Below are 20,385 nucleotides of genomic sequence, written 5' to 3' on the forward strand. Positions count from 1 at the left end.
GACGCCAGAATTTATACTATCTCCCATTCGTGAGGAGGTATGCGGGGGTCAACGGACGGTCTCTGGGCGGAGAAGGATTTGGGGTTCGTCGTCGTGTTGCTGGTCGTCGGCCTCATCGCGGGCGCGGCGGGTGGGACGCATGTCCTCCAGCACAATCTGGCGATACAGGAGAACCAACCGACCGACGCTACCGTCGAATCGACCGGCGTCGACCGCCGAGTAATCGAGAACGACGACGGCCCCGACGACTACGAGTACCGGCCCGTCGTCGAGTACAGCTACACGGTCGGCGGCGAGACGTACACCCACGACAACGTCTTCCCGGGGTCGTTCCGCCGGTGGAGCGACTCCCGCTCGTGGGCCCAGTCCGTCGCCAGCGACTATCAAGCCGGGCAGTCGGTCGAGGCCCAGTACAACCCCAACGACGCCAGTGAGGCGTACATCCGAAACGACGGCTGGCCGAGCGGCTGGCTCGTCACGGTCGGCTACGCGCTGTTCGTGTTGGTATCTGGCGTCTTCCTCATCCGGAAGGGGTTCAGGCGGCGAAAACAGCGGGAACTGATGGAGGATACGCCGACCGAGCAGGCAGAATCGCTGTCGATGGGGCCCTCCGAGGTCGCGGGCGTCGCCCGCCCGGGCCCGTCGGGGGCGGCGACTGCACCGTTCTCCGACGAGGAGTGTATCGTCTCCACGTGGGAGGTACTGGAGTACGACGAGGGTGACGACGACGAGAGCGGGTCGTGGAACCACGTCGCCTCGGGACTCGACGGCGTCCCCTTCTACGTCGACGACGGCACGGGGTCGGTGCTGGTCGAACCGCACGACGACGCCCGCTACGAAATCGATCCGGACGGCGAGACGACGATACGGGTCGACGCCGATGAAACGCCACCCGGGCCGATAGCGTCGTTCATCGACACCACGAGCGGTGTCAGTCGGGTTTCCGAATCCTCGAGTGGGGCCGGGGCCTCCGAGGGCGACCGGAAGTACCGACAGAACCTCATCACGCCGGGCGAGGACGTGTTCGTCTTCGGGACCGTCCAGCCCAGAGCCGAGGCCGACAGTGGAACTTCGAACGCCGAAAACCTCGTCATTCGGAAGGTGCCCGAGGGGGATGCGACCCAGGAACCGATGTTCATGATTGCCGACGAGCCACAGTCGGAACTGGTTTCGGAGCGACGGTGGGCGCTGTGGCGCGTCCCGGCCGGCGTCGTCGCCATCGTCGTCGGGGTCGGATTGCTGCTCGGCACGTTCGGCCCGTTGGTCGGCCTCGAACTGCCGGTTCTGTAGCTGCCGGTCTCGGGCCCGCCTTCGGGTAAGTTTCTTAACGCCGGTCGTTGCATTCGGACAGCATGGTAAACGTCCTCACTCTTGTCGGTGCGGTGGTGGTCGTCCTCGCCGCCGCCGTCGTCGCGGCGTACGTCGTTTCGCTGTACAACCGACTCGTCCGGGTCGACGAGCGGGTCAAGAACGCGTGGGCGGACATCGACGTGTTGCTCAAACAGCGGCAGGATGCCCTCGAAAAGCTCGTCGACACGGCCCAGCGGGCGATGGACTTCGAGGAGGACCTGCTGTCGGATATCGTCGAAGCCCGCGAGCAGGCCCAGCGGGCCGAGACGCCAGAAGAGGAGGCTGCGGCCGGAGAGACCATCAAAGGTGCGCTCGGACAACTGAACGTCCGGGCGGAGGACCACCCCGAACCGCAGGCGGTCCAGAACCTCCAGTCGCTTCAGGACGAAATCGCCCGCATCGAAGAGCAAATCGCGGACCGACGGGAGGTGTACAACGAGTCGGTGACGGCCCACAATCAGTTGATTCGACAGATGCCGTACGTCGTGTTAGCCGGGCCGCTCGGGTTTACCGCCCACGAACTGTACGACCCACCCGCATCCGAGACCGAGGACGTGGATGTCGGAACGATGTTCAGCGACGCGGACCCCGACACCGCCGCCGACTGAGGGTTCGATGGTCGAATTGGCGGCGTCAGTTCCCGACTCCTTTTAGGAACGGGCGTCGTACGGACGCCTATCAAATGACGCTCACGAAGCGGATTATCCCCTGTATCGACGTGGATTTGGACGACGACGGCAACGCCGCCGTCTACACCGGGGTCAACTTCGAGGACCTCGAGTACACCGGCGACCCCGTCGAACTCGCGAAGAAGTACAACGAGGCGGGCGCCGACGAGTTCGTCTTCCTCGACATCACGGCCTCTGCGGAGGGTCGAGAGACGATGCTCGAAACCGTCTCGGCGGTCGCCGACGAGTGTTTCATCCCGCTGACCGTCGGCGGCGGCATCCGGACGAAAGCCGACATCAAGGAGACGCTGCGAGCCGGCGCCGACAAGGTCTCTATCAACACCGGCGCCCTAGAGCGCCCCGAGTTGGTCGAGGAGGGTGCCGAAGCCTTCGGCAGTCAGTGTATCGTTATCTCCGTCGACGCTCGACGGCGCTACGACGAGGCCGGCGAGTACTACGCCGAGGTCGACGGCGAGTCCTGCTGGTTCGAGTGTACCGTCAAGGGCGGCCGCGAGGGAACCGACATCGACGTGGTGGAGTGGGCCCGCGAGGCGGCCGACCGCGGCGCAGGCGAGTTGTTCGTCAACTCCATCGACGCCGACGGCACGAAGGACGGCTACGACATCCCGCTGACGAAGGCGGTCTGTGACAACGTCCCGACGCCGGTCATCGCCTCCTCGGGCTGTGGCTCGCCCGCCCACATGGAGGAGGTGTTCACCGAAGCCAACGCTGACGCGGCGCTTGCGGCCTCGATCTTCCACTTCGAGGAGTACTCTGTCGACGAGGTCAAACGGTACCTCGACGAGCAGGGCATTCCGATGCGAATCTGACTACGGCTCTGTCACGGTTCCGCCAGTGAGTTCCGACAGCGGTGCGAGGAGTTCGTACTCCGGGGTTTCGAGTCGGATTTCGCTGTCTTCGGTGAGTCCGCCGAAGTGCAGCGTCATCTCGTAGCTGCCGTCGTCGTCGACGAAAGCGGCCTCCCGTTGGTCAGTGGGTTCGTGAGCGGCGTAGACGGTGGCTCCAGCGTGGACGGGGTCGGTTCGGCCGGCGATGGTATAGGAGTCGACGCTGTTCTGTATCTCCGAGCCGACTGCGGGGTACTCCCGTTCGAGCCACTCGAAGAACCCCTCGTCGATGACGTACACGTTCTCGTAGCCGGCTTCGATGAGTGCGGCCGCCCGAAGCGACGAGAGATGGTGTGGACAGCCACAGTAACAGACGATGCGGTCCTCGCGCGGCCACGACTCGACGGGGTCGTTCGTCCGGCCCTCCGGTGCGGGACTCCAGGCGGCGCCTTCGATGTGGGCGCGCTCGTATTGACCCTCGCCGCGGGCGTCGGCGAAGCGCGCCTCTCGCCGCCGATACCAGTTGTAGGTCACTTCGATGGGCGCCAGCGGTACCGCGGTCCCTTCGACGTCGATGCGTTCGAAGGCGTCCGTGTCGACGGCCATCGGTTCGGGGGTGTCGTCGGATTCGGGCGGATAGCCGTCGTTGGTCGTTCCGCCGTCGCCGTTGCCGCCGAGACACCCCGCGAGTGCGACCGTTGCGGCTCCGGTCGAGACGAGAAACCTCCGTCGCTGCATACGCGTCGCTCGGAGTGGAAGATGCAAAGCGGTTTCGGGGAGAAACGGCAGTCAGGCTGCGGATTCGAAGGCGTCGCGGAACGCGGTGGTTTTATCTTTGACACCGCCGGTGGCCTCCTCGAGTGCATCGAGGGGTGCAATCGTGTCGTCGGTCTTGATCGTGACGACTGGGTCGGTCTGACCGCCGGACTGCTCGGGGTTCATGTCGTAGGTGGCCGCCGTGACGCCCTCGACTTCGAGCAGGGCGCCCTTCAGCACGTTCATGAACGTGTGGTCTTCGCCCTGAATCTCGATGGACAGTTCGTTCTCCAAGTTCTCGATGACGCGTAGTTCCATTGGGTACCCTTAGACGTATCGGGCGTATGAGCGTTACGAAGGCGCTTGGCTTCGGTAGGTGGCTTTTTGCTGGCGCCGGACGCGGAGGCGGTATGGAACTCGACCTCTCGGGGCGAACTGCCGTCGTCACTGGTGGCTCCCGCGGTATCGGCCGGGCAATCGCGTTGGGGTTCGCCGACGCCGGCGCGAACGTCGTTCCGCTGGCACGGACCGAAGACGCCGTCGAGACAGTCGTCGAGGAGGTTCGCGACCGCGGCGTCGAGAGCCGCGTCGAAACGCTCGACGTGGCCGACACCGACGCCGTCGAGGCCTGCTTCGACCGCATCGCCGAGGACCTCGGCATCGATATCGTCGTCAACAACGCCGGTATCAACCCCGACGATGCACTGGGAACGCCGGCGGCCGTCTCCGAGGAGGGATTCGACTCGGTGCTGGACGTGAACCTCGGAGGGGCGTTCGCCTGTGCTCGCGCCGCCGAGTCGTCGCTGAAGGACGCTGGCGGCACCCTGTTGAACGTCGCTTCGGTCGGCGGAATCGTCGGCCTTCCCCGGCAACACCCCTACGTCGCCTCCAAACACGGGCTGGTCGGGCTGACGAAGAGCCTCGCACTCGACTGGGCGCCCGACGTGCGGGTGAACTGTCTGGCGCCGGGGTACGTCGCAACGGACCTCACGACCGACCTCCAGGAGAACGACGACTTGCGTGCGTCCATCGAGGCTCGCACCCCGTTGAACCGCTTTGCGGATCCCGAGGAAATCGCCGGGCCGGCGGTGTTTCTGGCCAGCGACCTCGCCTCGTATGCAACCGGCGAGACGCTGGCGGTCGACGGCGGGTGGACTGCTCGTTGAACTGTCACGTAGTTCGTTTTCCGAGATATGTGAACGTCCTCCGGAATGACTACAGGTGTTGATTAAATTTGCCGGGAATTACCATCGGTAGTCCAGATCCGACTTTTCTCTAACAGCGTATCGTCTGGAAACCAGCAGCACATTTATGATGGTTGTCCCATAAGGACGGATAGCGGTAATGGTTAACAATAATAATGGCAGCCGACGGTCGAACGGTTCACGAACAAACAGCGCTCTCGGGGTCAATCGACGCTCGTTCCTGAGGGCGACGGGTGCAGGGGCCGTGGGGACTGCTTTGGCGGGTTGTCTGGGCGGCGGTAACGGGAACGGTAACGGCGGCGGTGGCGTTCCTGACACCGTCACCCTCGGCGCTCTCGGTCCGGCGGACTCACCGATGGGCGAATCCATCCTGAACAGCGCCGAACTCGCCGTCAGCGAAATCAACGACGATGGCGGCATCGCTGGCGCCGACGTGGAGCTCTCGACGAAGGACACGAAGGACCAGCCCGGGACGACCCGGGAAGTGTATCAGGAGTTGACGACCGGCGAGGAGGTAGACGCCACGCTCGGCATCTTCGGTTCCGAGAGCCTGTTGTCGATTATGGGTAACATCGCCCAGCAACAGACGGTCCACCTCACGGCCGGTGCCGCGACGCCGGAGGCGCCCGCCCTCGTCGAGGAGGACTACGAGACGAACAAGTACTGGTTCCGAGTCGGCCCCATCAACTCCGTGTTCCTCGGGGAATCCCAGGTCCAGTTCGCCGCGGACCGCTTCGAGCAGATGGGCTGGGAGAAGGTCGCCTTCATCGCGGAGGACTACAAGTGGACCGAGCCGATTACCGACGAGATTTCCGACCGACTGGAGGAGGAGGCTGGTGTCGAAGTGACCGAAGTCCGCCGTGTCTCGGAGGGCACCGAGGACTTCACGCCGATTTACGACGACCTCGAGTCCGACGAGGTCGACGGCGCCTACACGGCTTTGGCACACATCGGGACGACGGCGCTCGTCCAGTGGGCCAAACAGTCACGGGAGTTCGGCTTCGGTGGCATTCACGTCCCGACGCAGCTGCCGTCGTTCTACGAGGCGACCGACGGAGCTGCTATTTCGACGTTCTCACAGACGACGGCGACGGCCAACTCCGAGGTCACGGAAAAGACCGTTCCATATGCTGACGCCTACCAGGAGGAGTACGACAGCCTCCCGGTGTACACCGGCTACTCGGCGTACGACGCGGTGTACATGATAAAGGAAGCCATCGAGGCGACCGAGAGTGTCAACGGCGACGACCTCGTGACCGAACTGGAGGAGATGTCTTACACCGGCACCGGTGGGAACATCGAGTTCTTCGGTCCGGATGGGGAATTCCCCCACGACGTTCGATACGGCGCCGACTACTCTCAGGGTGTCTACTTCCAATGGCAGGCCGACGAAAACGGCGAGGGCCACCAGCGCGTCCTCTGGCCCGACGACCTGCAGGAAGTCGACTACCAAGCGCCACCGTGGGCCTAATCTACGATGGTAGACGTTCTCAGTGTTGCGACGAACGTCCTCATGTTGGGGGCGTTGTACTCGCTGATAGCCATCGGCTTCACGCTCATCTTCGGAGTCGGGGGCGTATTGAACCTCTCACACGGGGCCACCATCACTGTTGGTGCGTACAGCGCCTACGCCGTCGAGGCAGCATCCGGAAGCATCCTCCTCGGTGCTCTGGCTGCTGCAGTCGTCGGAGGCGCCTTCTCGCTGGGCCTGTACAAGGGGCTCATCAGTAAGGTTCGGCACAATCCAGTCACCGTGCTCATCTTGACGCTCGTCGTCGCCATCATCGTCGAGCAGTTGGCATTGGTGGTCTTCGGGGGACAGGACCTATCTGTCCGGTCGATTATCGACGGTTCGGTGGTCATCCTCGGCGACAGCATCCAGATTAACCGTATCCTCGTATTCGTGCTGTCGTGGGTGCTCATCGGTGGCTTGTTCTACTTCGTCAACCGGACGCGAACCGGCAAGGCCATCCTCGCGACCTCGATGTCCGATAAGGGGGCCGCTCTCGCCGGCATCGACTCCGAGCAGGTGTACACCTACACGTGGGTACTCGCCGGCGCACTCGCTGGTCTCGCGGGGCTGTTCCTCGCGTCGTTCCAGACGGCGAACCCGCTAATGGGCCGCAACCCGCTTCTGCTGTCGTTCGCCATCGTCGTGTTGGGCGGGCTCGGCAGCATCCGCGGGAGCGTCATCGGCGCCTACCTCATCAGTTTCCTCGACCAGATGACGATTCAGTTCCTCAGCGAACGGCTCGCTGGGGTTTCGGCGCTGGTCGTGTTGGTGCTCGTATTGCTCATCAGACCGAAGGGCCTCTTCGGCCGCGAACTGGTGGAGGAGTGAATGTCGGGGCAGACTCAATCCGATTTGAAATCGTGGGGTGACATCCTCAACCCGATGAAGATGCAGCGCCACCAGCAACTCGGCCTGCTCGGCATCGGGGCACTGTTCGTTCTGCCACTCGTCATCCCGGCGATTTACGCGATTTACCTCGCAGCGGCGCTGTTCTTCGCGACGTTCGTGATGAGCTGGGACTTCGTCTCCGGCTACACCGGCGAGATATCCTTCGGTCACGGGCTGTTCTTCGGGGTCGGCGGCTACACCTCGGGGATGTTGAACCTGCATATGGGTATCGACCCGTGGATTGCGGCGCCACTCGGTGCGGTCGCTGCGGGTCTCGCGGGGTTGCTCATCGGCTTCCCGTCGCTACGCGTCAAGGGGCCGTACTTCTCGCTCATCACGCTCGTGACGCCGATTATCCTCATCTCCGTGTTCCGGTTCTTCCCGGACCTGACCGGTGGGGAACTCGGTCTCGTGAGCGTCGGCACCGTCGAGAAGTTCGGCGCCATCGGGCCGATACCGTCGCCCGGATTCGACCCGTACTCGGGGTACTACCTCGCGCTGTTCGTGTTCCTGTTCGCACTGGTCGTCTTCGTCGCCATCACCCGCTCGGATGCGGGGATGGTGTTCACGGCCATCCGTGCCGACGAGATATCCGTCGCGGCGACCGGCAAGAACCCCGCGAAGTTCAAACTGTTCGCCTTCGTCCTCTCGGGGCTAATCGGCGGCCTCGCGGGCGCGATGTACGGCCACAGCGTCGGCGGTTTCAACGTCTCGGAACTGTTGGCGCTCATCATCAGCATCGAGGTCATCGTCGCCGCCATCCTCGGCGGCATCGGCACCATCACTGGTGCCGCAATCGGTGGCCTGTTCTTCTACCTGCTTCGGGTGTTCATCCGGAACATCGAGTTCACGATTCCCATCGTCGACGTCCCGGTTGGCGAGATCTACTTCCTACTGTTCGGCATCGTGACACTCGGCTTCCTGTTTTACCTGCCGGAGGGAATCGTCCCCCGGCTGGTCGGCGAGTGGCGCGCTCGCACGGAACCACAGACGGGTGAAGCGGTCGCCGACGGCGGCAAGAGCCGCGGCGAACGCATCGTCGAGGAGTGGACCGACGACCTCCGCGAGATCTTCGGAGGTGAGCGTCGATGAGCAGCGACGCCCAATCCGGCGACGCCGAGCCACCGGCGGAGTCGGTCGACGATTCCCGTAATTTCGACCCCGACGACGGCGTGTTGGTCGCGGACGGTCTCACCAAACGCTTCGGTGGGCTGACCGCCGTCGACGACCTCTCGTTTGCGGTCGAAGAACAGGAGATACTCGGCTTTATCGGCCCGAACGGCGCCGGGAAGTCGACGACGTTCAACTGTATCACCGGCCGCTACCCACCGACGGAGGGGACAGTGTACTACCGCGGCGAGGACGTCACCGGCCTTCCCGCCTACGAGATGGTTGGGAAGGGCTTGGCGCGAACGTTCCAGGAGTTCCGGCCCTTCGAGGACCGGACCATCCTCGCCAACGTCCAGACGGCGCTGGTTCCCGACCGACTGTTCTCGACGAGCGGCCTGCGCGGAGAGACGCGAGCACAGGCTATCGACCTGTGTCAACGCGTCGGGCTGAGCGAGGAGATGCACCGGATGCCCGACGAACTCCCCCACGCGGGGATGCTCCGGTTGGAACTCGCCCGTGCGATGGCGACCGACCCCGACATGATGCTCATCGACGAACCCTTCGCGGGGCTGGCAGAGGGCGAAATCGGCCAGATTTCGAGTCTGCTGACCGAACTCCGCGAGGAGGGAACGACGCTCGTCGTCGTCGACCACAACATGCGCGGATTGCTGAACCTCATCGACAGAGCCATCGTCATCAACTTCGGCGAACTGCTCGCGGAGGGGACGCCCGAGGAAATCCGGGAAAACCCGGACGTCCAGGAGGCGTACCTCGGCAGCGAGTAGGGAATCGCCCTTTCGATGAGCAATCGTAACTGAACGGCGACATTATATTTTCGGCGTTAACTCCAAAACGGAGGTTGGCAAACGCTGGTCAACCCTGTGGCAACACTTTAGCCGGTGGCCTCGCATGTCGAGACGTATCATGAGTGACCCAGTACTCCTCGACATCGAGGAGGGTGTCGCGACGATAACGCTGAACCGACCCGACAACCGCAACGCGCTCTCCGAGGAGATGTCCGGAGCCATCGTCGACGCCGTCGACGAGGTCGAGGACTCCGACGAGGCCCGCTGTCTCGTCGTCACCGGCAAGGAGGGGACGTTCTGTGCCGGCGGCGACGTGAACTCCATGGTCGAGTTGATGAGTGGGACGGCCGAACTCCACGAGGCCGTCGAGGGCATCCAACACGACACGAGTCGAGCCATCCAGCGCGTCGCGGAGTTCCACCTTCCGACCATCGCTAAGGTCGACGGGACGGCCTACGGGGCCGGTGCGAACCTCGCTATCGCCGCCGACGTGACACTCGCCTCAGCCGACGCGAAGATTTCTTTCGGCTTCCGACAGGTCGGTCTCGCAATCGACACCGGCACGTCGTATCTCCTGCCGCGACAGGTCGGCGCCAGCAAGGCGAAAGAACTCGTCTTCACCGGCGAACTACTCGACGCCGAGGAGGCCGGCGACCTCGGACTGTTCAACCACGTCTACGAGGAGGACTTCGAACAGCAGGTCGAGGAGTTCATCGAACCCATCGCCACCGGGCCGACCGTTGCGCTTCGCACCTCGAAGAAGCTCATCGAACAGGGGTTCAACGCCAGTCTGAAGGACGCCCTCGACAACGAGGCAGCCGCCCAAGCCGCGGTCTTCGCGACCGACGACCACGTCGAGGGGGCCAACGCGTTCATGGAGGGGCGACAGCCCGAGTTCGAAGGCAAGTAACGGCTCGACAGAGAGTGTCTATCACTCGGTAAAGAACTTAACACTGTTGTACCGTTTGGCAAATCTATTTTGCAACGGGAAACTAGCGTCGGGATATGGCGTTCCAAGTTTCGGCCGAGCACGAAGCGATTCGCGAGGCCGTCCGCAAGTTCGGACAGGAAGAAATCAAGCCCGTCGCCCGCGAGCACGACGAAAACGGGGAGTACCCCGAGGAACTCCGCGAGAAGGCGGCGGAGTTGGACTTCGTCGCGCCGCACATCCCGATGGAGTACGACGGCGCGGGGATGGACATGCTGTCCCGATGTATCGTCACCGAGGAACTGTGGCGAGCGGACCCCGGCATCGGGTCTGCGGTCGGGTCGGCCGGCTTCGGCTCCTCGATGATTCTGGAGTACGGCGACGAGTGGATGAAAGAGGAGTGGCTGCCGAAAATCGCCAACGGCGACTCGGCGTCGTGTTCCTGTATCTCCGAACCGGCCCACGGTTCGAACGTGGCGGGCATCGAGACGGTCGCCGAAGAGGACGGCGACGGCTACGTCCTCAACGGCAACAAGATGTGGATTACCAACGGCACCGTTGCCGACGTGGCGGTCGTGATGACGAAAACCGACCCCGACGCCGACCCTGCCCACCGCGGCATCACCGCCTTCCTCGTCCCCACCGACGACCCCGGGTTCAAGCCATCGAAAATCGACAACAAACTCGGCATCCGCGCCTCCGACCTCGCTGAGGTCGTCATCGACGACGTCCGCGTCCCCGAGGAGAACATCATCGGCACGAAAAACGAGGGGTTCTACCAGTTGATGGACTTCTTCGCCTCCGGTCGGACGAGCGTCGCCTCTCAGGCGGTCGGCGCGGCACAGGGCGCACTCGACGCCGCCGTCGACTACGCCAACGACCGCGAACAGTTCGGCCAGAAAATCAAGGAGTTCCAGGCCATCGAACACAAGGTCGCCGAGATGGCGACCGACGTGGAGGCCGCCCGCTCGCTGACCTACCGTGCGGCCAGCCACGTCGAGGGCGACAAGGACGACACCGCCGTCCGACTGGCGTCGATGGCGAAACTGTTCGCCTCCGAACACGCCGTCGACGTCGCCGACGAGGCGATTCAGGTACACGGCGGCGCGGGCTACGTCTCCGACCACCCCGTCGAGCGCATCTACCGCGACGCTCGCATCACGAAAATCTACGAGGGCACCTCGGAAATCCAGAAGAACATCATCTCCGACCGCGTTCTATGACGGGGCCGACACACGAGGAGTGGTCCGAGGCTCAGGAGTCGACGACGGTCACCGTCGACGGCCACGACCTCGAAGTCGCCTACCGTGACGAAGGCCCCGAGGACGGGGACCCGCTCGTCTTCCTCCACGGCATCCCGACGTGGTCGTTCCTGTGGCGGCACGTCACCCCCGCTTTCGAGGACGACTACCGCGTCGTCGTTCCCGACATGCTGGGGTACGGCAACTCCGACGCCCACGACGGCTTCGACCGCTCGATTCGTGCCCAAGAGGCGATGATCGGCGAACTGCTCGAGGACCTCGGCCTCGGCGACGTGACGCTCGTCGCCCACGACATCGGCGGCGGCGTGGCGCTTCGCTTCGCCGCCCACACCGACCGCGTGGAGCGCCTCGTCGCCTCGAACATCGTCTGCTACGATTCCTGGCCCGTCGAGTTCATCAGTAATCTCGGCCTGCCGGCGACGACCGACCTCGACGACGAGGAGTTCGAGGCGAAACTGGATTTCGCCTTCGCGGAGGGTGCCTACGGCGACGCCGACCCCGCCTTCGTCGAGGGGATGAAAGAACCGTGGCTTCGTGAGGGTGGCAAACGCGCCATCTCGCGGGCGGCGGTGGCGACGAACACCAACCACACGACCGAAATCCCCTACGAGGACATCGACACCGAACTGCTGTGTCTGTGGGCCGAAGACGACGTGATGCAGCCCATCGAGTACGGCGAACGGCTCGCCGACGAACTCGGTGGCGAGGTGTCGCGACTCCCGGAGGCGTTCCACTGGGTCGTCGAGGACGTTCCGGAGGCCTACCGGGCGGAACTCCGGTCGTTCCTGACCGAAAACACCAGTAGCCCGGGCGGTGGGGCGTGAGTATGGAGCGCACATCACCCGATTGGGAGTTCAAGGAACGCGACGTGTTGGTGCTTCGGGAGCTCTCGCGGGACCCTCAACTGTCCTCGCGGGATCTTGCGCGCATCCTCGACGAGAAGTACGGCATCGACGTCTCACACGTCACCGTCTCGGAGTCGATTCGGGGGATGCGCGAGGAGGGCGTCTTCCGTGAGGCCATCATCCCCAACGAGGAGTACTTCCACTTCGCGCTGTTCGAGTTCAAGTTCAATCCCGAGAACTTCGCCAAGGAGTGGCGGTCGGCCATGGAGTTCATCCGCGATTCGCCGAACACGCTGTTTTATTTCCTCTCGGATGGGGAGTACCAGTGGAAGTCGGTGATGATGTTTCCGACGAGAGATGCCCAATCGCAGTGGATTCACGAGTTCTACAAGCGACACGGCGAGGCCGTCCACAACCTCCGCAACTCCGTCGTGACGAACGTGTTGAAGTTCCGCACCGACCCCGAGATACTCGAGAGCCTCCACGACGCCGACCGGTAGTCCGATGGACGACGACGACCCGTTCCGAATCGTCGGCCTCGTCGTCGCGGCGTTCGCCGCCGTCTTCGTCGCTATCCTACTGTTGGTGCAGTTCGGTGGCAATGCCGGCGGCGTCGTGACGCTCCCGGCGTTTCTCGCGGTGCCGGTCGTCGCCGTCGGTATCTACCTGCTGGTCAAAAATCGATAGTCCCTAGCCGAGGATGTACGCCGTCCACGGGTAGCGCTCGATGAGCGGTTGGCCGTCGATTTCGTACTGCTCGATGTAGGCGTCGAGGCCGAGAATTCGGCCGGCGCCGAAGGCAGCCACCGACAGGAAGACGAGCATGTACGCGAAGTCGCCGTTGATGTAGCCGTGACTGATGTCCCAGTTGCCGAGATAGAACATCAGCATCAACACCGCGCCCCAGAACGCCGCCAGCCGCGTCAGGCCGCCGACGATGAGTCCCAGCCCGATGAGTACCTCGCCCCACGGGACGGCGATGTTCGCGAACTCGACGAGCGCCGGCGTGTTGCCCATGGCGACGAACAGGTCCGCGACGGGGCTGCCGTTCGCCGGCGGCGCGTTCTGGAGATAGCCTGCGGCGCTGAAATCCCCTGCGAGAACCTTACTGGCGCCGCTCTGGAGGAACGCCACTCCCATCATCAATCGGAGTGCGAGAATGAACCAGACGCTGAGTGTGTGGAGCCGTCCCTCCGCGGTGAAGCCGGCGAGCGTACTTCGGAGTTGTACTTCTTGTGATACCATACTAATCAGGTTTCAGACGCATTTGACTTAAATATTGGTGCGATTGTTGCCTCTTTTTGCTCCGGTACCGATGTAAATGGCAGCTAAATTGTACTTTTTGACGGTGGCTGGTCGGGACTGTACGCGTTCGATTGAGGAACTCGAAGTTCCCACTAGAGAGCGTTGGGGCTTTTGACCCCACCGACCCTACGGTCGGCAATGGCTCCACTCGATAGTTCGTCGGGTCCAATCGATGCGGTCGCCGGTCGTATTCCGTCGCCCGTGCTTGCCGTCCTCACCGCCCTCCTCCTTGCTGTTGTGGGCCTCGGTGGTGGAAGTCTCATCGGGCTCGCCGTCGCGCAGGCGCTCGGCTCCGCCGGCATCGACCTCCCGCTGCTCGCGTCGACGGTCCTCTCGACGGTGTTGTTGCAAGGTATCACGTTCTTCGGCCTCTCGGCGCTGTATCTCCGGTATCGCGGTTTCGACCTCGAATACGTCGGGGTCCGGACCCCGGACCTCGAAGGGTGGATTTACGTCGGGGCGGGGTACGTCCTCGCGTTCGTGACGGCCATCACGATGATTTTCGTCGTCGTGTTCCTGCTCGGGTTGACGCCCGCACAGAATCGGGCGGGTGAACTCGGCCAGCAGGACCCTCGCATCTTCCTCGTCCTCATCGTCCTCGCGTTCGTCCTCATCGGTCCCGGCGAGGAGCTGCTGTTCCGTGGCATCATCCAGAGCCGCCTTCGAGAGACGTTCTCTGCGCCCGTCGGTATCGCCGTGGCGACGGCTATCTTCGCCGCCGCCCACGCGGGGTCGCTCAGCGGGCCCACCTCGGGCGTCGCGCTCACGATTACGCTGCTGTTCTTCCCCGGCCTCGTCTTCGCGATTACCTACGAGATGACCGACAACGTCGTCGTTCCGGCGATTATCCACGGATTGTACAACGCGACGCTGTTCGCGTTGGCGTACGTCTCGACTGTCGCGGGGTGAGGATTACGTCGAATTCTCCAGCAGTTCGTCGGCGGCCGCTCGGTCCCGAACGAGTCGCCTGTCGCGTTCCTCACAGGCCTCCAACAGCCTCACGAGCGAAGGCAGCGCCACCGGCCGGTAGTCGAGTAATTCCACGCCGACGTTGACGCGCTTCTCGTCGGTTCGAACGAAGGGGTACTCCTTCGGGTGATTGTTGTGGTGGTGGCCGTGGAGTACCCACCCGTTCCACCACTCTGGAGTATCCTCGGGACGATGGGTACAGTAGAAGCGGTAGTCGCCGGCTTCCAGCACGCAGGCCGAGACGACCGGGGAGCCGACGTCCTCGGGGTCGAGTGCGGCGTCGTGGTTCCCCCGAACGAGGACCGCGGAGTCGGACAGTCGACCCAGCCACTCGCCGGTCTTCTCGGCGTCCCGCATCGCCATCGCCACGTCGCCGAGGTGATACAGCGTGTCGTCGGGGTCGACGGTTTCGTGAAACCGCGAGAGCAGCACGTCGTGCATCTCGCCGACCGACGTGAACGGGCGGTCGCAGTAGCCGATGATGTTGTCGTGGTCGAAGTGGTGGTCGGAAATCAGATAGCGCGTCATCGAATCCCCCGCCGAGGGGTTCGACGCGGGGAAAATAAGCCTTCTTCGGGCGTGTGAGTCGATGCCGTGGTCAGGCCAACGCCGACCCGGCGCGGATGAGCGTCTCCTCCTCGAAGGCCGGACCGACGAGCTGGAGGCCGACCGGCCCCTCGTCAGTTTCGCCCGCCGGCACCGAAATAGCCGGGAGGTTCGCGAGGTTGACCGGGACGGTGTTGGCGTCGGCGAGGTACATCTGGAGTGGGTCGTCGAGGCTCTCGCCCATCTCGAACGGCGGGACGGGCATTGTCGGGGAGGCTAACACGTCGACAGTCTCGAAGGCTTCGTCGAAGTCCTGTTTCACCCACGCTCGGGCGTCTTGGGCCTGCTTGTAGTACTTGTCGTGATACCCCGCCGAGAGGGCGTAGGTCCCAAGCAGGATGCGGCGCTTGACCTCCTCGCCGAATCCCTCCTCGCGGGCGTTGGCGAAGGACTCGTTCCAGTTGCCCTCGTAGCCACCCGATTTCCCGTAGCGAACGCCGTCGAAGCGCGCGAGATTCGACGATGCTTCAGACATGGCGATGACGTAGTACGCCTGGACGGCGGTTTCGACGGACGGAAGCGACACCTCCTCGGTCGTCGCGCCCTGCTCGCGGAGGTCATCGAGCGCTGCCTCGAAGGTCTCTCGAACGCCCTCGTCGGCACCCTCCAGCAGTTCGGTGGGAACGCCGACGGTGAGGCCGTCGACGTCGCCGTCGGCGGCGTCGGCGTAGTTCGAGTTCGCACCTTCCTCGCGGGTGGTTCCGTCGTTGGGGTCGGGGCCGGCGATGGCGTCGAGCACTGCGGCGGCGCCCTCGACGGTCGGCGCCAGCGGGCCGATTTGTTCCAGCGAGTTGGCGTAGGCGACGAGTCCGTAGCGGGAGACGAGGCCGTAGGTCGGCTTGATGCCGACGACGCCACAGAAGGCGGCGGGACAGCGGACCGATCCACCGGTGTCAGAGCCGAGTGCAGCGTCGGCCTCGCCCGAAGCGACGGCCGCGGCAGAGCCACCCGAGGACCCACCCGGGACACGGCCCTCGGCGGCGGGGTTTTCCGTCGCCCCGAACGCGGAGGTTTCGGTGGTCGTCCCCATCCCGAACTCGTCCATGTTGGTCTTGCCGACGATGGTCGCGCCGGCGGCCTTCAGTCGCTCGACGACGGTGGCGTCGTACGGCGGCACGTAGTCGTCGAGCATCGCCGAGCCACAGGTGGTGCGGACGCCCTCGGTGGAGATGTTGTCCTTGACGGCGACGGTGACGCCGTCGAGGGGGCCGTCGTCGGTCGGTTCGATGGTCGCTTCGGTGATGAACGCGTTGTAGCTCATGAAACCTTCGGCCCCTTGAAGTAGCCGTCCTCGGTTTCGGGAGCGTTCTCCAGCGCCTCCTCCTGAGAGAGGCTCTCTCGGACCTCGTCGGGTCGCATCACGTTCGCCAACTCGGCCTCGCGTTCGACTTCGGGCACGTCGTCGAGCGCCTCGAAGTACTCGAGGATGTCGCCGAACTGCTCGGTGAACAGTTCGACTTCCTCGTCGTCGAGGTCGACCCGGGCCAGCGAAGCGACGTGGCGGACCTCCTCGTCGTCGACAGTCATGTTCCCGAGTGGGCGTGGGATGTCACTAAGGGTTTCGAATGGTTCGCTCGACGCACTCGCCGCGGTGACCGTCGGTGCCGAACGGAGTGAGAACCGCAAACCATCCGGAGAGACCGTCCGAGGCCCAAATGTTTAAGTTGTAGCCGCGGCAACAAAAAACACGGCCGGTTCTTTCAGCAACTGCTGACTTCACACCCAAAATGACCGATTCCACCGTCAGACGCTTCCAGGAGGAGAACGCCCGCGACGAGAACGAACGGGAGGACGAGGAGGAAGACGAACTCGTCTGTCCGGAGTGTGGGGGGCGACTCGAATCCGACACCGAACGCGGCGAGACCGTCTGCAGCGAGTGCGGACTGGTCGTCGAGGAGGACGAAATCGACCGCGGGCCGGAGTGGCGCGCCTTCGACTCCGCCGAGAAAGACGAGAAATCCCGGGTCGGCGCGCCGACGACGAAGATGATGCACGACGAGGGGCTGTCGACGAACATCGGCTGGCAGGACAAAGACGCCTACGGCAACTCCCTGTCGAGTCGCCAGCGCCAGAAGATGCAACGCCTGCGGACGTGGAACGAGCGGTTCCGCACCCGTGACTCCAAGGAGCGCAACCTCAAGCAGGCACTCGGCGAAATCGACCGCATGGCGAGCGCGCTCGGCCTCCCCGAGAACGTCCGGGAAACCGCCTCGGTCATCTACCGCCGAGCGCTCGACGACGACCTTCTGCCCGGCCGCTCCATCGAGGGCGTGGCCACGGCATCGCTGTACGCCGCCGCCCGACAGGCCGGGACGCCCCGTAGCCTCGACGAGGTGGCGAACGTCTCCCGCGTCGGGAAGGACGAAATCGCCCGCACCTACCGCTACGTCGCCCGCGAGTTGGGTCTCGAAATCGAACCCGCCGACCCGAAGAGCTACGTCCCACGGTTCGCAAGCGACCTCGAACTCTCCGACGAGGCCGAACGACGCGCACGCCAACTGCTCGATAGCGCTCAAAAGGCGGGCATCCACTCCGGGAAATCGCCAGTCGGGCTCGCCGCCGCCGCGGTGTACGCCGCCTCGCTTCTGACCAACGAGAAGGTCACCCAAAACGAGGTCAGCGAAGTGGCCGACATCTCTGAGGTCACCATCCGCAACCGGTATCACGAACTGCTCGAAGCCGAAGAGGGACTCCAATCCTGAGTTACTATTGACAGTTTCGGGCAGGTATAATGATGGGGGCCTTCGTAGGGCGAATGTATGACGGATATCCTACTCGCCGTCGACGACGACGAAGGCCGCGCACAGCTACAAGCCGAAGCGGTTGCGGACCTCGATTGGGCCGACGGCAGCACGACCGTGACCGTCGCTCACGTCTTCACCGACAACGTCGAGGGCGCCTCGATTAGCCAGTTCGCGCCGGCACGCGTCGCCCGCGACATCCTCGAGGAGAACGGTATCGAGGTGGCGCTCGAAGAGAGCAGCGGCGACCCCGCCGACCAAATCGTCGGTCTCGCGAAGCGACGTGACGCCGACCTCGTCTGTGTCGCCGGTCGCAAGCGTTCGCCCGCCGGGAAAGCCGTCTTCGGTAGCGTCTCACAGACGGTGATGCTCGACAGCGAGATTCCGGTCTTGTTCTGTCCGTTCGAGGTGTAAGTAGTCCCTCTACGTCGGATACCGACGCTTGCCTTACTCCACGAGCGAGTCGATGTACTGTCCGACGTGGTCGTCCATCCGGCGTTTGAAGCCGGCCTGCCGAGCGAGGCGGTCCAACTCCCGGGAGACCAGGCTCCCGTACTGGACGGCCTTTTTTTCCCGCGTCCGGACCGACTCCGGCAGGAAGTCCGCTGCCCGCCTGAGCGCGACTTTCCGTTCCTCGCCGTCGACCAGGAGGTGGCCCGGAAGCCGAAGCGCCGCGGCCACGACGCGGTCGTCCAACAGCGGCGCGATGGGTTCGACGCCGGCCGCACGGAGTGTCAACACGTCTCGCTCCAACTGCGCCGGTAGCGAGGCGATGACCTCCCGCGTCGCCCCGCGGACGGTCTCGGCATCGACGCGGGGGTCCTCGGGCGCTTTCGCCACCTTCGCGTAGCCGCCGAACAGTTCGTCGGCACCCTGCCCGACCGCGAGGCGGTCGTGGCCGTCGGCGGCGACGCGTTCGGCGACGAGATACAGCGGCAGTGCGATGGCGATGTCCATCGGGTTGGACCGACCGGTCGCGGCGACGAGTTCGGGGACCGCCCGTTCGAGGCCCGCGTGGCTGAACTCGACGACGGTGAGTTCGCGGCCGAGCGTCTCTGCGGCCGACCGCGCTGCCTCGACGTCGTGGCTCCCCTCGAAGCCGCCGACGTACAGCGGGCCGTCGAGTCGGTCGGCGAGTATCGCGGAGTCGAGGCCGCCCGAGAAGGCGATGGCCGGCGTCGACTCGACGGAATCGACCGACCCCATCACCGCGGTTCGGACCTCGCTCACCGCCCGCTCGTCGTCGGCGTAGGGGTCGGGATTGGGTAGCGTCCACACCTGTGTGTCGCCGTCGTCGTCCCGCAGGTGGCCCGCTGGGATGGGGTCGGGGTCGTCGAGGTCGGTCGGGTCGAACGACCACGCCGTGTGGTCGTCGGCTTCCGAAAAGAGTGGATATCGCCCGAGCACGTCGCGGACGAGCGACCCCTCGAGTTCGCCGGCGAATCCTTGCGTTCCCGGCAGGGGGTCACGAGCGTCGAGTGCGCGCTGGACGACGGCGGCGTCCGCGCCGTCCATCACCATGGCAGCATCGAGGCGACGCGTCGTTTCACGCCGCCGCTGAACTGCTGGATGCTGATGAACCACGGCGTCCGTTTACCGACGACGCTCGTCCGCCCCTCGACGATGGCGTCGAGGATGCTGTCGACGCTCTGGTGGTAGGCGTCGACCTCCGTGACGGCTTGTCCGACCATCTCGGCGATGTGGGCGTCGCTGCCGGCAGTCATCGGCAGGCCGTACTCGCGAGCGAACTGTTCGGCCTGGCGGTTCGAGCGCCCCGTAAACAGCCGCGAGTTGTACACCTCGATGGCGTCTGCCTCGGCGAGCTGTTCGCGGGTGATGTGTGGTGCGACGCCGTGTCTGGATTTCTGGAACGGATGGGGGACGACGGCGATACCCTCGGCATCGTGAATGCGGTCGAGTGTCTCGTCGAAGCTCTTGCCGGCGGGTATCAACTCCTCGACACCCAACGCGAGGATGTGTCCGGCAGCGCTGGAGACCTCCATCCCCGGAATGCCGACGAGGCCGTACTCCTGGGCCTTGGCCGCGGCTTCGAGGGAGGCGTCGATTTCGTCGTGGTCGGTGATCGCGAGCGCGTCGAGTCCCACGGCTTCGGCCTGCTCTAACAGTAACTCGATGGGGTCCCGCCCATCGTACGACAACTCGGAATGTGAGTGGAGCTCGACCGACAGCACGGACGGGGGTTGACGGGCGGGTGAGAAAAGCGCCTCGGTTACTGGTCTGTGAACCGGCCCCCGACGAGCGCATCGCTCGCGACCACTGAACGGTCCCGAAACGGTGGACCCCGGCCGGCACTACACCGCAGAGCGAGGGACAGCAACAGCGCCTACAGCAGTGGAACACTTCGGCTCGGCCTCAACGACGGTGTCATCTACGCCTTCGGCATCACAATCGAACACGACTGGGTCGAGCAGTTGAAAATACGGACGGGGAATCGGTGAGCTACGGAACGGTGAAAGTCAGCAGCCACCCGATTCACAAGACACTGATACGTAGCGGTTGAGACGCAATTTCCTGCGAGAGTGCCTTGGAATACTTTCAAATCTGGGCGTTTTCGTTTGCAAATC

General features: G+C 64.2%; 24 protein-coding genes. 16 read left to right on the top strand and 8 right to left on the bottom strand.

The annotated features are described in order from the left end of the window. The first annotated feature begins 39 nt into the window (after positions 1 to 39). The 3 genes from HWX69_RS08735 (at position 40) to hisF (ending at position 2,848) form a co-directional block, all read left to right on the top strand. Entirely contained in the window at positions 40 to 1,290 is a 1,251-nt protein-coding gene (locus tag HWX69_RS08735; protein ID WP_178916741.1) for a DUF3592 domain-containing protein, read from the top strand. Between the two features lie 62 nt (positions 1,291 to 1,352). After that, on the top strand, positions 1,353 to 1,958 hold the full coding sequence (locus tag HWX69_RS08740; RefSeq protein ID WP_178916742.1) for a LemA family protein: 606 nt from the start codon (positions 1,353 to 1,355) through the stop codon (positions 1,956 to 1,958). Between the two features lie 74 nt (positions 1,959 to 2,032). Beyond that, positions 2,033 to 2,848, top strand: a complete 816-nt coding sequence (gene hisF / locus HWX69_RS08745; RefSeq protein ID WP_178916743.1) for an imidazole glycerol phosphate synthase subunit HisF — start codon at positions 2,033 to 2,035, stop codon at positions 2,846 to 2,848. On the opposite strand, the gene HWX69_RS08750 is transcribed toward hisF, so the two are convergent. Further along, a complete protein-coding gene (locus tag HWX69_RS08750) occupies positions 2,849 to 3,604 on the bottom strand; it encodes a rhodanese-like domain-containing protein (RefSeq protein ID WP_178916744.1) in 756 nt (251 codons plus the stop codon). Positions 3,605 to 3,655: 51 nt separating this feature from the next. Further along, entirely contained in the window at positions 3,656 to 3,940 is a 285-nt protein-coding gene (locus HWX69_RS08755) for a DNA-directed RNA polymerase subunit L (RefSeq protein ID WP_178916745.1), read from the bottom strand. A gap of 92 nt (positions 3,941 to 4,032) precedes the next feature. Between HWX69_RS08755 and HWX69_RS08760 the strand changes: the two genes are divergently transcribed. The 10 genes from HWX69_RS08760 to HWX69_RS08805 all read left to right on the top strand — a co-directional run bounded on the left by HWX69_RS08760 (position 4,033) and on the right by HWX69_RS08805 (position 12,866). Further along, positions 4,033 to 4,788, top strand: a complete 756-nt coding sequence (locus tag HWX69_RS08760) for an SDR family NAD(P)-dependent oxidoreductase (protein WP_178916746.1) — start codon at positions 4,033 to 4,035, stop codon at positions 4,786 to 4,788. 283 nt (positions 4,789 to 5,071) lie between these two features. Next, the gene (locus tag HWX69_RS08765) at positions 5,072 to 6,298 is read left to right on the top strand and encodes an ABC transporter substrate-binding protein (RefSeq protein WP_348642999.1); all 1,227 of its coding nucleotides are present in this window, start codon (positions 5,072 to 5,074) and stop codon (positions 6,296 to 6,298) included. A 6-nt stretch (positions 6,299 to 6,304) separates the two neighbouring features. Continuing rightward, positions 6,305 to 7,168, top strand: coding sequence for a branched-chain amino acid ABC transporter permease (locus tag HWX69_RS08770; RefSeq protein WP_178916748.1), 864 nt, complete (start codon positions 6,305 to 6,307; stop codon positions 7,166 to 7,168). Beyond that, on the top strand, positions 7,169 to 8,320 hold the full coding sequence (locus HWX69_RS08775; protein ID WP_178916749.1) for a branched-chain amino acid ABC transporter permease: 1,152 nt from the start codon (positions 7,169 to 7,171) through the stop codon (positions 8,318 to 8,320). It abuts the gene before it with no gap. Continuing rightward, on the top strand, positions 8,317 to 9,123 hold the full coding sequence (locus HWX69_RS08780; protein ID WP_178916750.1) for an ABC transporter ATP-binding protein: 807 nt from the start codon (positions 8,317 to 8,319) through the stop codon (positions 9,121 to 9,123). The genes HWX69_RS08775 and HWX69_RS08780 overlap by 4 nt, the downstream gene beginning before the upstream one ends. 139 nt (positions 9,124 to 9,262) lie before the next feature. After that, positions 9,263 to 10,054 (top strand): enoyl-CoA hydratase/isomerase family protein, encoded by a 792-nt coding sequence (locus HWX69_RS08785; RefSeq protein WP_178916751.1) that lies wholly within the window; start codon positions 9,263 to 9,265, stop codon positions 10,052 to 10,054. 95 nt (positions 10,055 to 10,149) lie between these two features. Beyond that, positions 10,150 to 11,295, top strand: coding sequence for an acyl-CoA dehydrogenase family protein (locus tag HWX69_RS08790; RefSeq protein WP_178916752.1), 1,146 nt, complete (start codon positions 10,150 to 10,152; stop codon positions 11,293 to 11,295). Continuing rightward, positions 11,292 to 12,158, top strand: a complete 867-nt coding sequence (locus tag HWX69_RS08795; RefSeq protein ID WP_178916753.1) for an alpha/beta fold hydrolase — start codon at positions 11,292 to 11,294, stop codon at positions 12,156 to 12,158. The genes HWX69_RS08790 and HWX69_RS08795 overlap by 4 nt, the downstream gene beginning before the upstream one ends. A 2-nt stretch (positions 12,159 to 12,160) precedes the next feature. Next, the gene (locus tag HWX69_RS08800; protein ID WP_178916754.1) at positions 12,161 to 12,679 is read left to right on the top strand and encodes an Lrp/AsnC family transcriptional regulator; all 519 of its coding nucleotides are present in this window, start codon (positions 12,161 to 12,163) and stop codon (positions 12,677 to 12,679) included. A 4-nt stretch (positions 12,680 to 12,683) separates the two neighbouring features. Then, positions 12,684 to 12,866 carry a hypothetical protein gene (locus HWX69_RS08805; RefSeq protein ID WP_178916755.1) on the top strand — a complete coding sequence of 61 codons (183 nt, stop codon included), beginning with the start codon at positions 12,684 to 12,686 and terminating at the stop codon, positions 12,864 to 12,866. 3 nt (positions 12,867 to 12,869) lie between these two features. On the opposite strand, the gene HWX69_RS08810 is transcribed toward HWX69_RS08805, so the two are convergent. Then, positions 12,870 to 13,424, bottom strand: a complete 555-nt coding sequence (locus tag HWX69_RS08810) for a DoxX family protein (protein ID WP_178916756.1) — start codon at positions 13,422 to 13,424, stop codon at positions 12,870 to 12,872. Positions 13,425 to 13,622: 198 nt separating this feature from the next. Between HWX69_RS08810 and HWX69_RS08815 the strand changes: the two genes are divergently transcribed. Next, positions 13,623 to 14,393: a CPBP family intramembrane glutamic endopeptidase gene (locus tag HWX69_RS08815; protein ID WP_178916757.1), complete on the top strand. Its 771-nt coding sequence runs from the start codon at positions 13,623 to 13,625 to the stop codon at positions 14,391 to 14,393. 3 nt (positions 14,394 to 14,396) lie between these two features. Here the strand turns inward: HWX69_RS08815 and HWX69_RS08820 are convergent, their stop codons facing one another. The 3 genes from HWX69_RS08820 to gatC all read right to left on the bottom strand — a co-directional run bounded on the left by HWX69_RS08820 (position 14,397) and on the right by gatC (position 16,586). Continuing rightward, positions 14,397 to 14,981, bottom strand: a complete 585-nt coding sequence (locus tag HWX69_RS08820) for a metallophosphoesterase (protein ID WP_178916758.1) — start codon at positions 14,979 to 14,981, stop codon at positions 14,397 to 14,399. 70 nt (positions 14,982 to 15,051) lie between these two features. Next, entirely contained in the window at positions 15,052 to 16,320 is a 1,269-nt protein-coding gene (gene gatA / locus HWX69_RS08825; protein WP_178916759.1) for an Asp-tRNA(Asn)/Glu-tRNA(Gln) amidotransferase subunit GatA, read from the bottom strand. Then, positions 16,317 to 16,586 (bottom strand): Asp-tRNA(Asn)/Glu-tRNA(Gln) amidotransferase subunit GatC, encoded by a 270-nt coding sequence (gene gatC, locus HWX69_RS08830; RefSeq protein WP_178916760.1) that lies wholly within the window; start codon positions 16,584 to 16,586, stop codon positions 16,317 to 16,319. The genes gatA and gatC overlap by 4 nt, the downstream gene beginning before the upstream one ends. A 200-nt stretch (positions 16,587 to 16,786) precedes the next feature. Between gatC and HWX69_RS08835 the strand changes: the two genes are divergently transcribed. Continuing rightward, entirely contained in the window at positions 16,787 to 17,761 is a 975-nt protein-coding gene (locus HWX69_RS08835; protein ID WP_178916761.1) for a transcription initiation factor IIB, read from the top strand. A gap of 57 nt (positions 17,762 to 17,818) precedes the next feature. Then, positions 17,819 to 18,214 carry a universal stress protein gene (locus HWX69_RS08840; RefSeq protein ID WP_178916762.1) on the top strand — a complete coding sequence of 132 codons (396 nt, stop codon included), beginning with the start codon at positions 17,819 to 17,821 and terminating at the stop codon, positions 18,212 to 18,214. A 33-nt stretch (positions 18,215 to 18,247) separates the two neighbouring features. On the opposite strand, the gene HWX69_RS08845 is transcribed toward HWX69_RS08840, so the two are convergent. Further along, positions 18,248 to 19,315, bottom strand: coding sequence for an asparagine synthase C-terminal domain-containing protein (locus tag HWX69_RS08845; RefSeq protein ID WP_178918318.1), 1,068 nt, complete (start codon positions 19,313 to 19,315; stop codon positions 18,248 to 18,250). Next, positions 19,315 to 19,992 (bottom strand): CehA/McbA family metallohydrolase, encoded by a 678-nt coding sequence (locus HWX69_RS08850; RefSeq protein ID WP_178916763.1) that lies wholly within the window; start codon positions 19,990 to 19,992, stop codon positions 19,315 to 19,317. Before HWX69_RS08850 ends, HWX69_RS08845 begins: the two co-directional genes overlap by 1 nt. Positions 19,993 to 20,385: the final 393 nt, after the last annotated feature.

The sequence above is a fragment of the Natronomonas gomsonensis genome, assembly GCF_013391635.1.
GTDB lineage: Archaea > Halobacteriota > Halobacteria > Halobacteriales > Haloarculaceae > Natronomonas > Natronomonas gomsonensis_A.

Excerpts from the sequence above, each read along its gene's own strand:
- HWX69_RS08735 (WP_178916741.1), top strand. The coding sequence starts at position 40 with ATGCGGGGGTCAACGGACGGTCTCTGGGCGGAGAAGGATTTGGGGTTC.
- HWX69_RS08740 (WP_178916742.1), top strand. The coding sequence starts at position 1,353 with ATGGTAAACGTCCTCACTCTTGTCGGTGCGGTGGTGGTCGTCCTCGCC.
- hisF (WP_178916743.1), top strand. The coding sequence starts at position 2,033 with ATGACGCTCACGAAGCGGATTATCCCCTGTATCGACGTGGATTTGGAC.
- HWX69_RS08750 (WP_178916744.1), bottom strand. The coding sequence starts at position 3,604 with ATGCAGCGACGGAGGTTTCTCGTCTCGACCGGAGCCGCAACGGTCGCA.
- HWX69_RS08755 (WP_178916745.1), bottom strand. The coding sequence starts at position 3,940 with ATGGAACTACGCGTCATCGAGAACTTGGAGAACGAACTGTCCATCGAG.
- HWX69_RS08760 (WP_178916746.1), top strand. The coding sequence starts at position 4,033 with ATGGAACTCGACCTCTCGGGGCGAACTGCCGTCGTCACTGGTGGCTCC.
- HWX69_RS08770 (WP_178916748.1), top strand. The coding sequence starts at position 6,305 with ATGGTAGACGTTCTCAGTGTTGCGACGAACGTCCTCATGTTGGGGGCG.
- HWX69_RS08775 (WP_178916749.1), top strand. The coding sequence starts at position 7,169 with ATGTCGGGGCAGACTCAATCCGATTTGAAATCGTGGGGTGACATCCTC.
- HWX69_RS08780 (WP_178916750.1), top strand. The coding sequence starts at position 8,317 with ATGAGCAGCGACGCCCAATCCGGCGACGCCGAGCCACCGGCGGAGTCG.
- HWX69_RS08785 (WP_178916751.1), top strand. The coding sequence starts at position 9,263 with ATGAGTGACCCAGTACTCCTCGACATCGAGGAGGGTGTCGCGACGATA.
- HWX69_RS08790 (WP_178916752.1), top strand. The coding sequence starts at position 10,150 with ATGGCGTTCCAAGTTTCGGCCGAGCACGAAGCGATTCGCGAGGCCGTC.
- HWX69_RS08795 (WP_178916753.1), top strand. The coding sequence starts at position 11,292 with ATGACGGGGCCGACACACGAGGAGTGGTCCGAGGCTCAGGAGTCGACG.
- HWX69_RS08800 (WP_178916754.1), top strand. The coding sequence starts at position 12,161 with ATGGAGCGCACATCACCCGATTGGGAGTTCAAGGAACGCGACGTGTTG.
- HWX69_RS08805 (WP_178916755.1), top strand. The coding sequence starts at position 12,684 with ATGGACGACGACGACCCGTTCCGAATCGTCGGCCTCGTCGTCGCGGCG.
- HWX69_RS08810 (WP_178916756.1), bottom strand. The coding sequence starts at position 13,424 with ATGGTATCACAAGAAGTACAACTCCGAAGTACGCTCGCCGGCTTCACC.
- HWX69_RS08815 (WP_178916757.1), top strand. The coding sequence starts at position 13,623 with ATGGCTCCACTCGATAGTTCGTCGGGTCCAATCGATGCGGTCGCCGGT.
- HWX69_RS08820 (WP_178916758.1), bottom strand. The coding sequence starts at position 14,981 with ATGACGCGCTATCTGATTTCCGACCACCACTTCGACCACGACAACATC.
- gatA (WP_178916759.1), bottom strand. The coding sequence starts at position 16,320 with ATGAGCTACAACGCGTTCATCACCGAAGCGACCATCGAACCGACCGAC.
- gatC (WP_178916760.1), bottom strand. The coding sequence starts at position 16,586 with ATGACTGTCGACGACGAGGAGGTCCGCCACGTCGCTTCGCTGGCCCGG.
- HWX69_RS08835 (WP_178916761.1), top strand. The coding sequence starts at position 16,787 with ATGACCGATTCCACCGTCAGACGCTTCCAGGAGGAGAACGCCCGCGAC.
- HWX69_RS08840 (WP_178916762.1), top strand. The coding sequence starts at position 17,819 with ATGACGGATATCCTACTCGCCGTCGACGACGACGAAGGCCGCGCACAG.
- HWX69_RS08845 (WP_178918318.1), bottom strand. The coding sequence starts at position 19,315 with ATGGACGGCGCGGACGCCGCCGTCGTCCAGCGCGCACTCGACGCTCGT.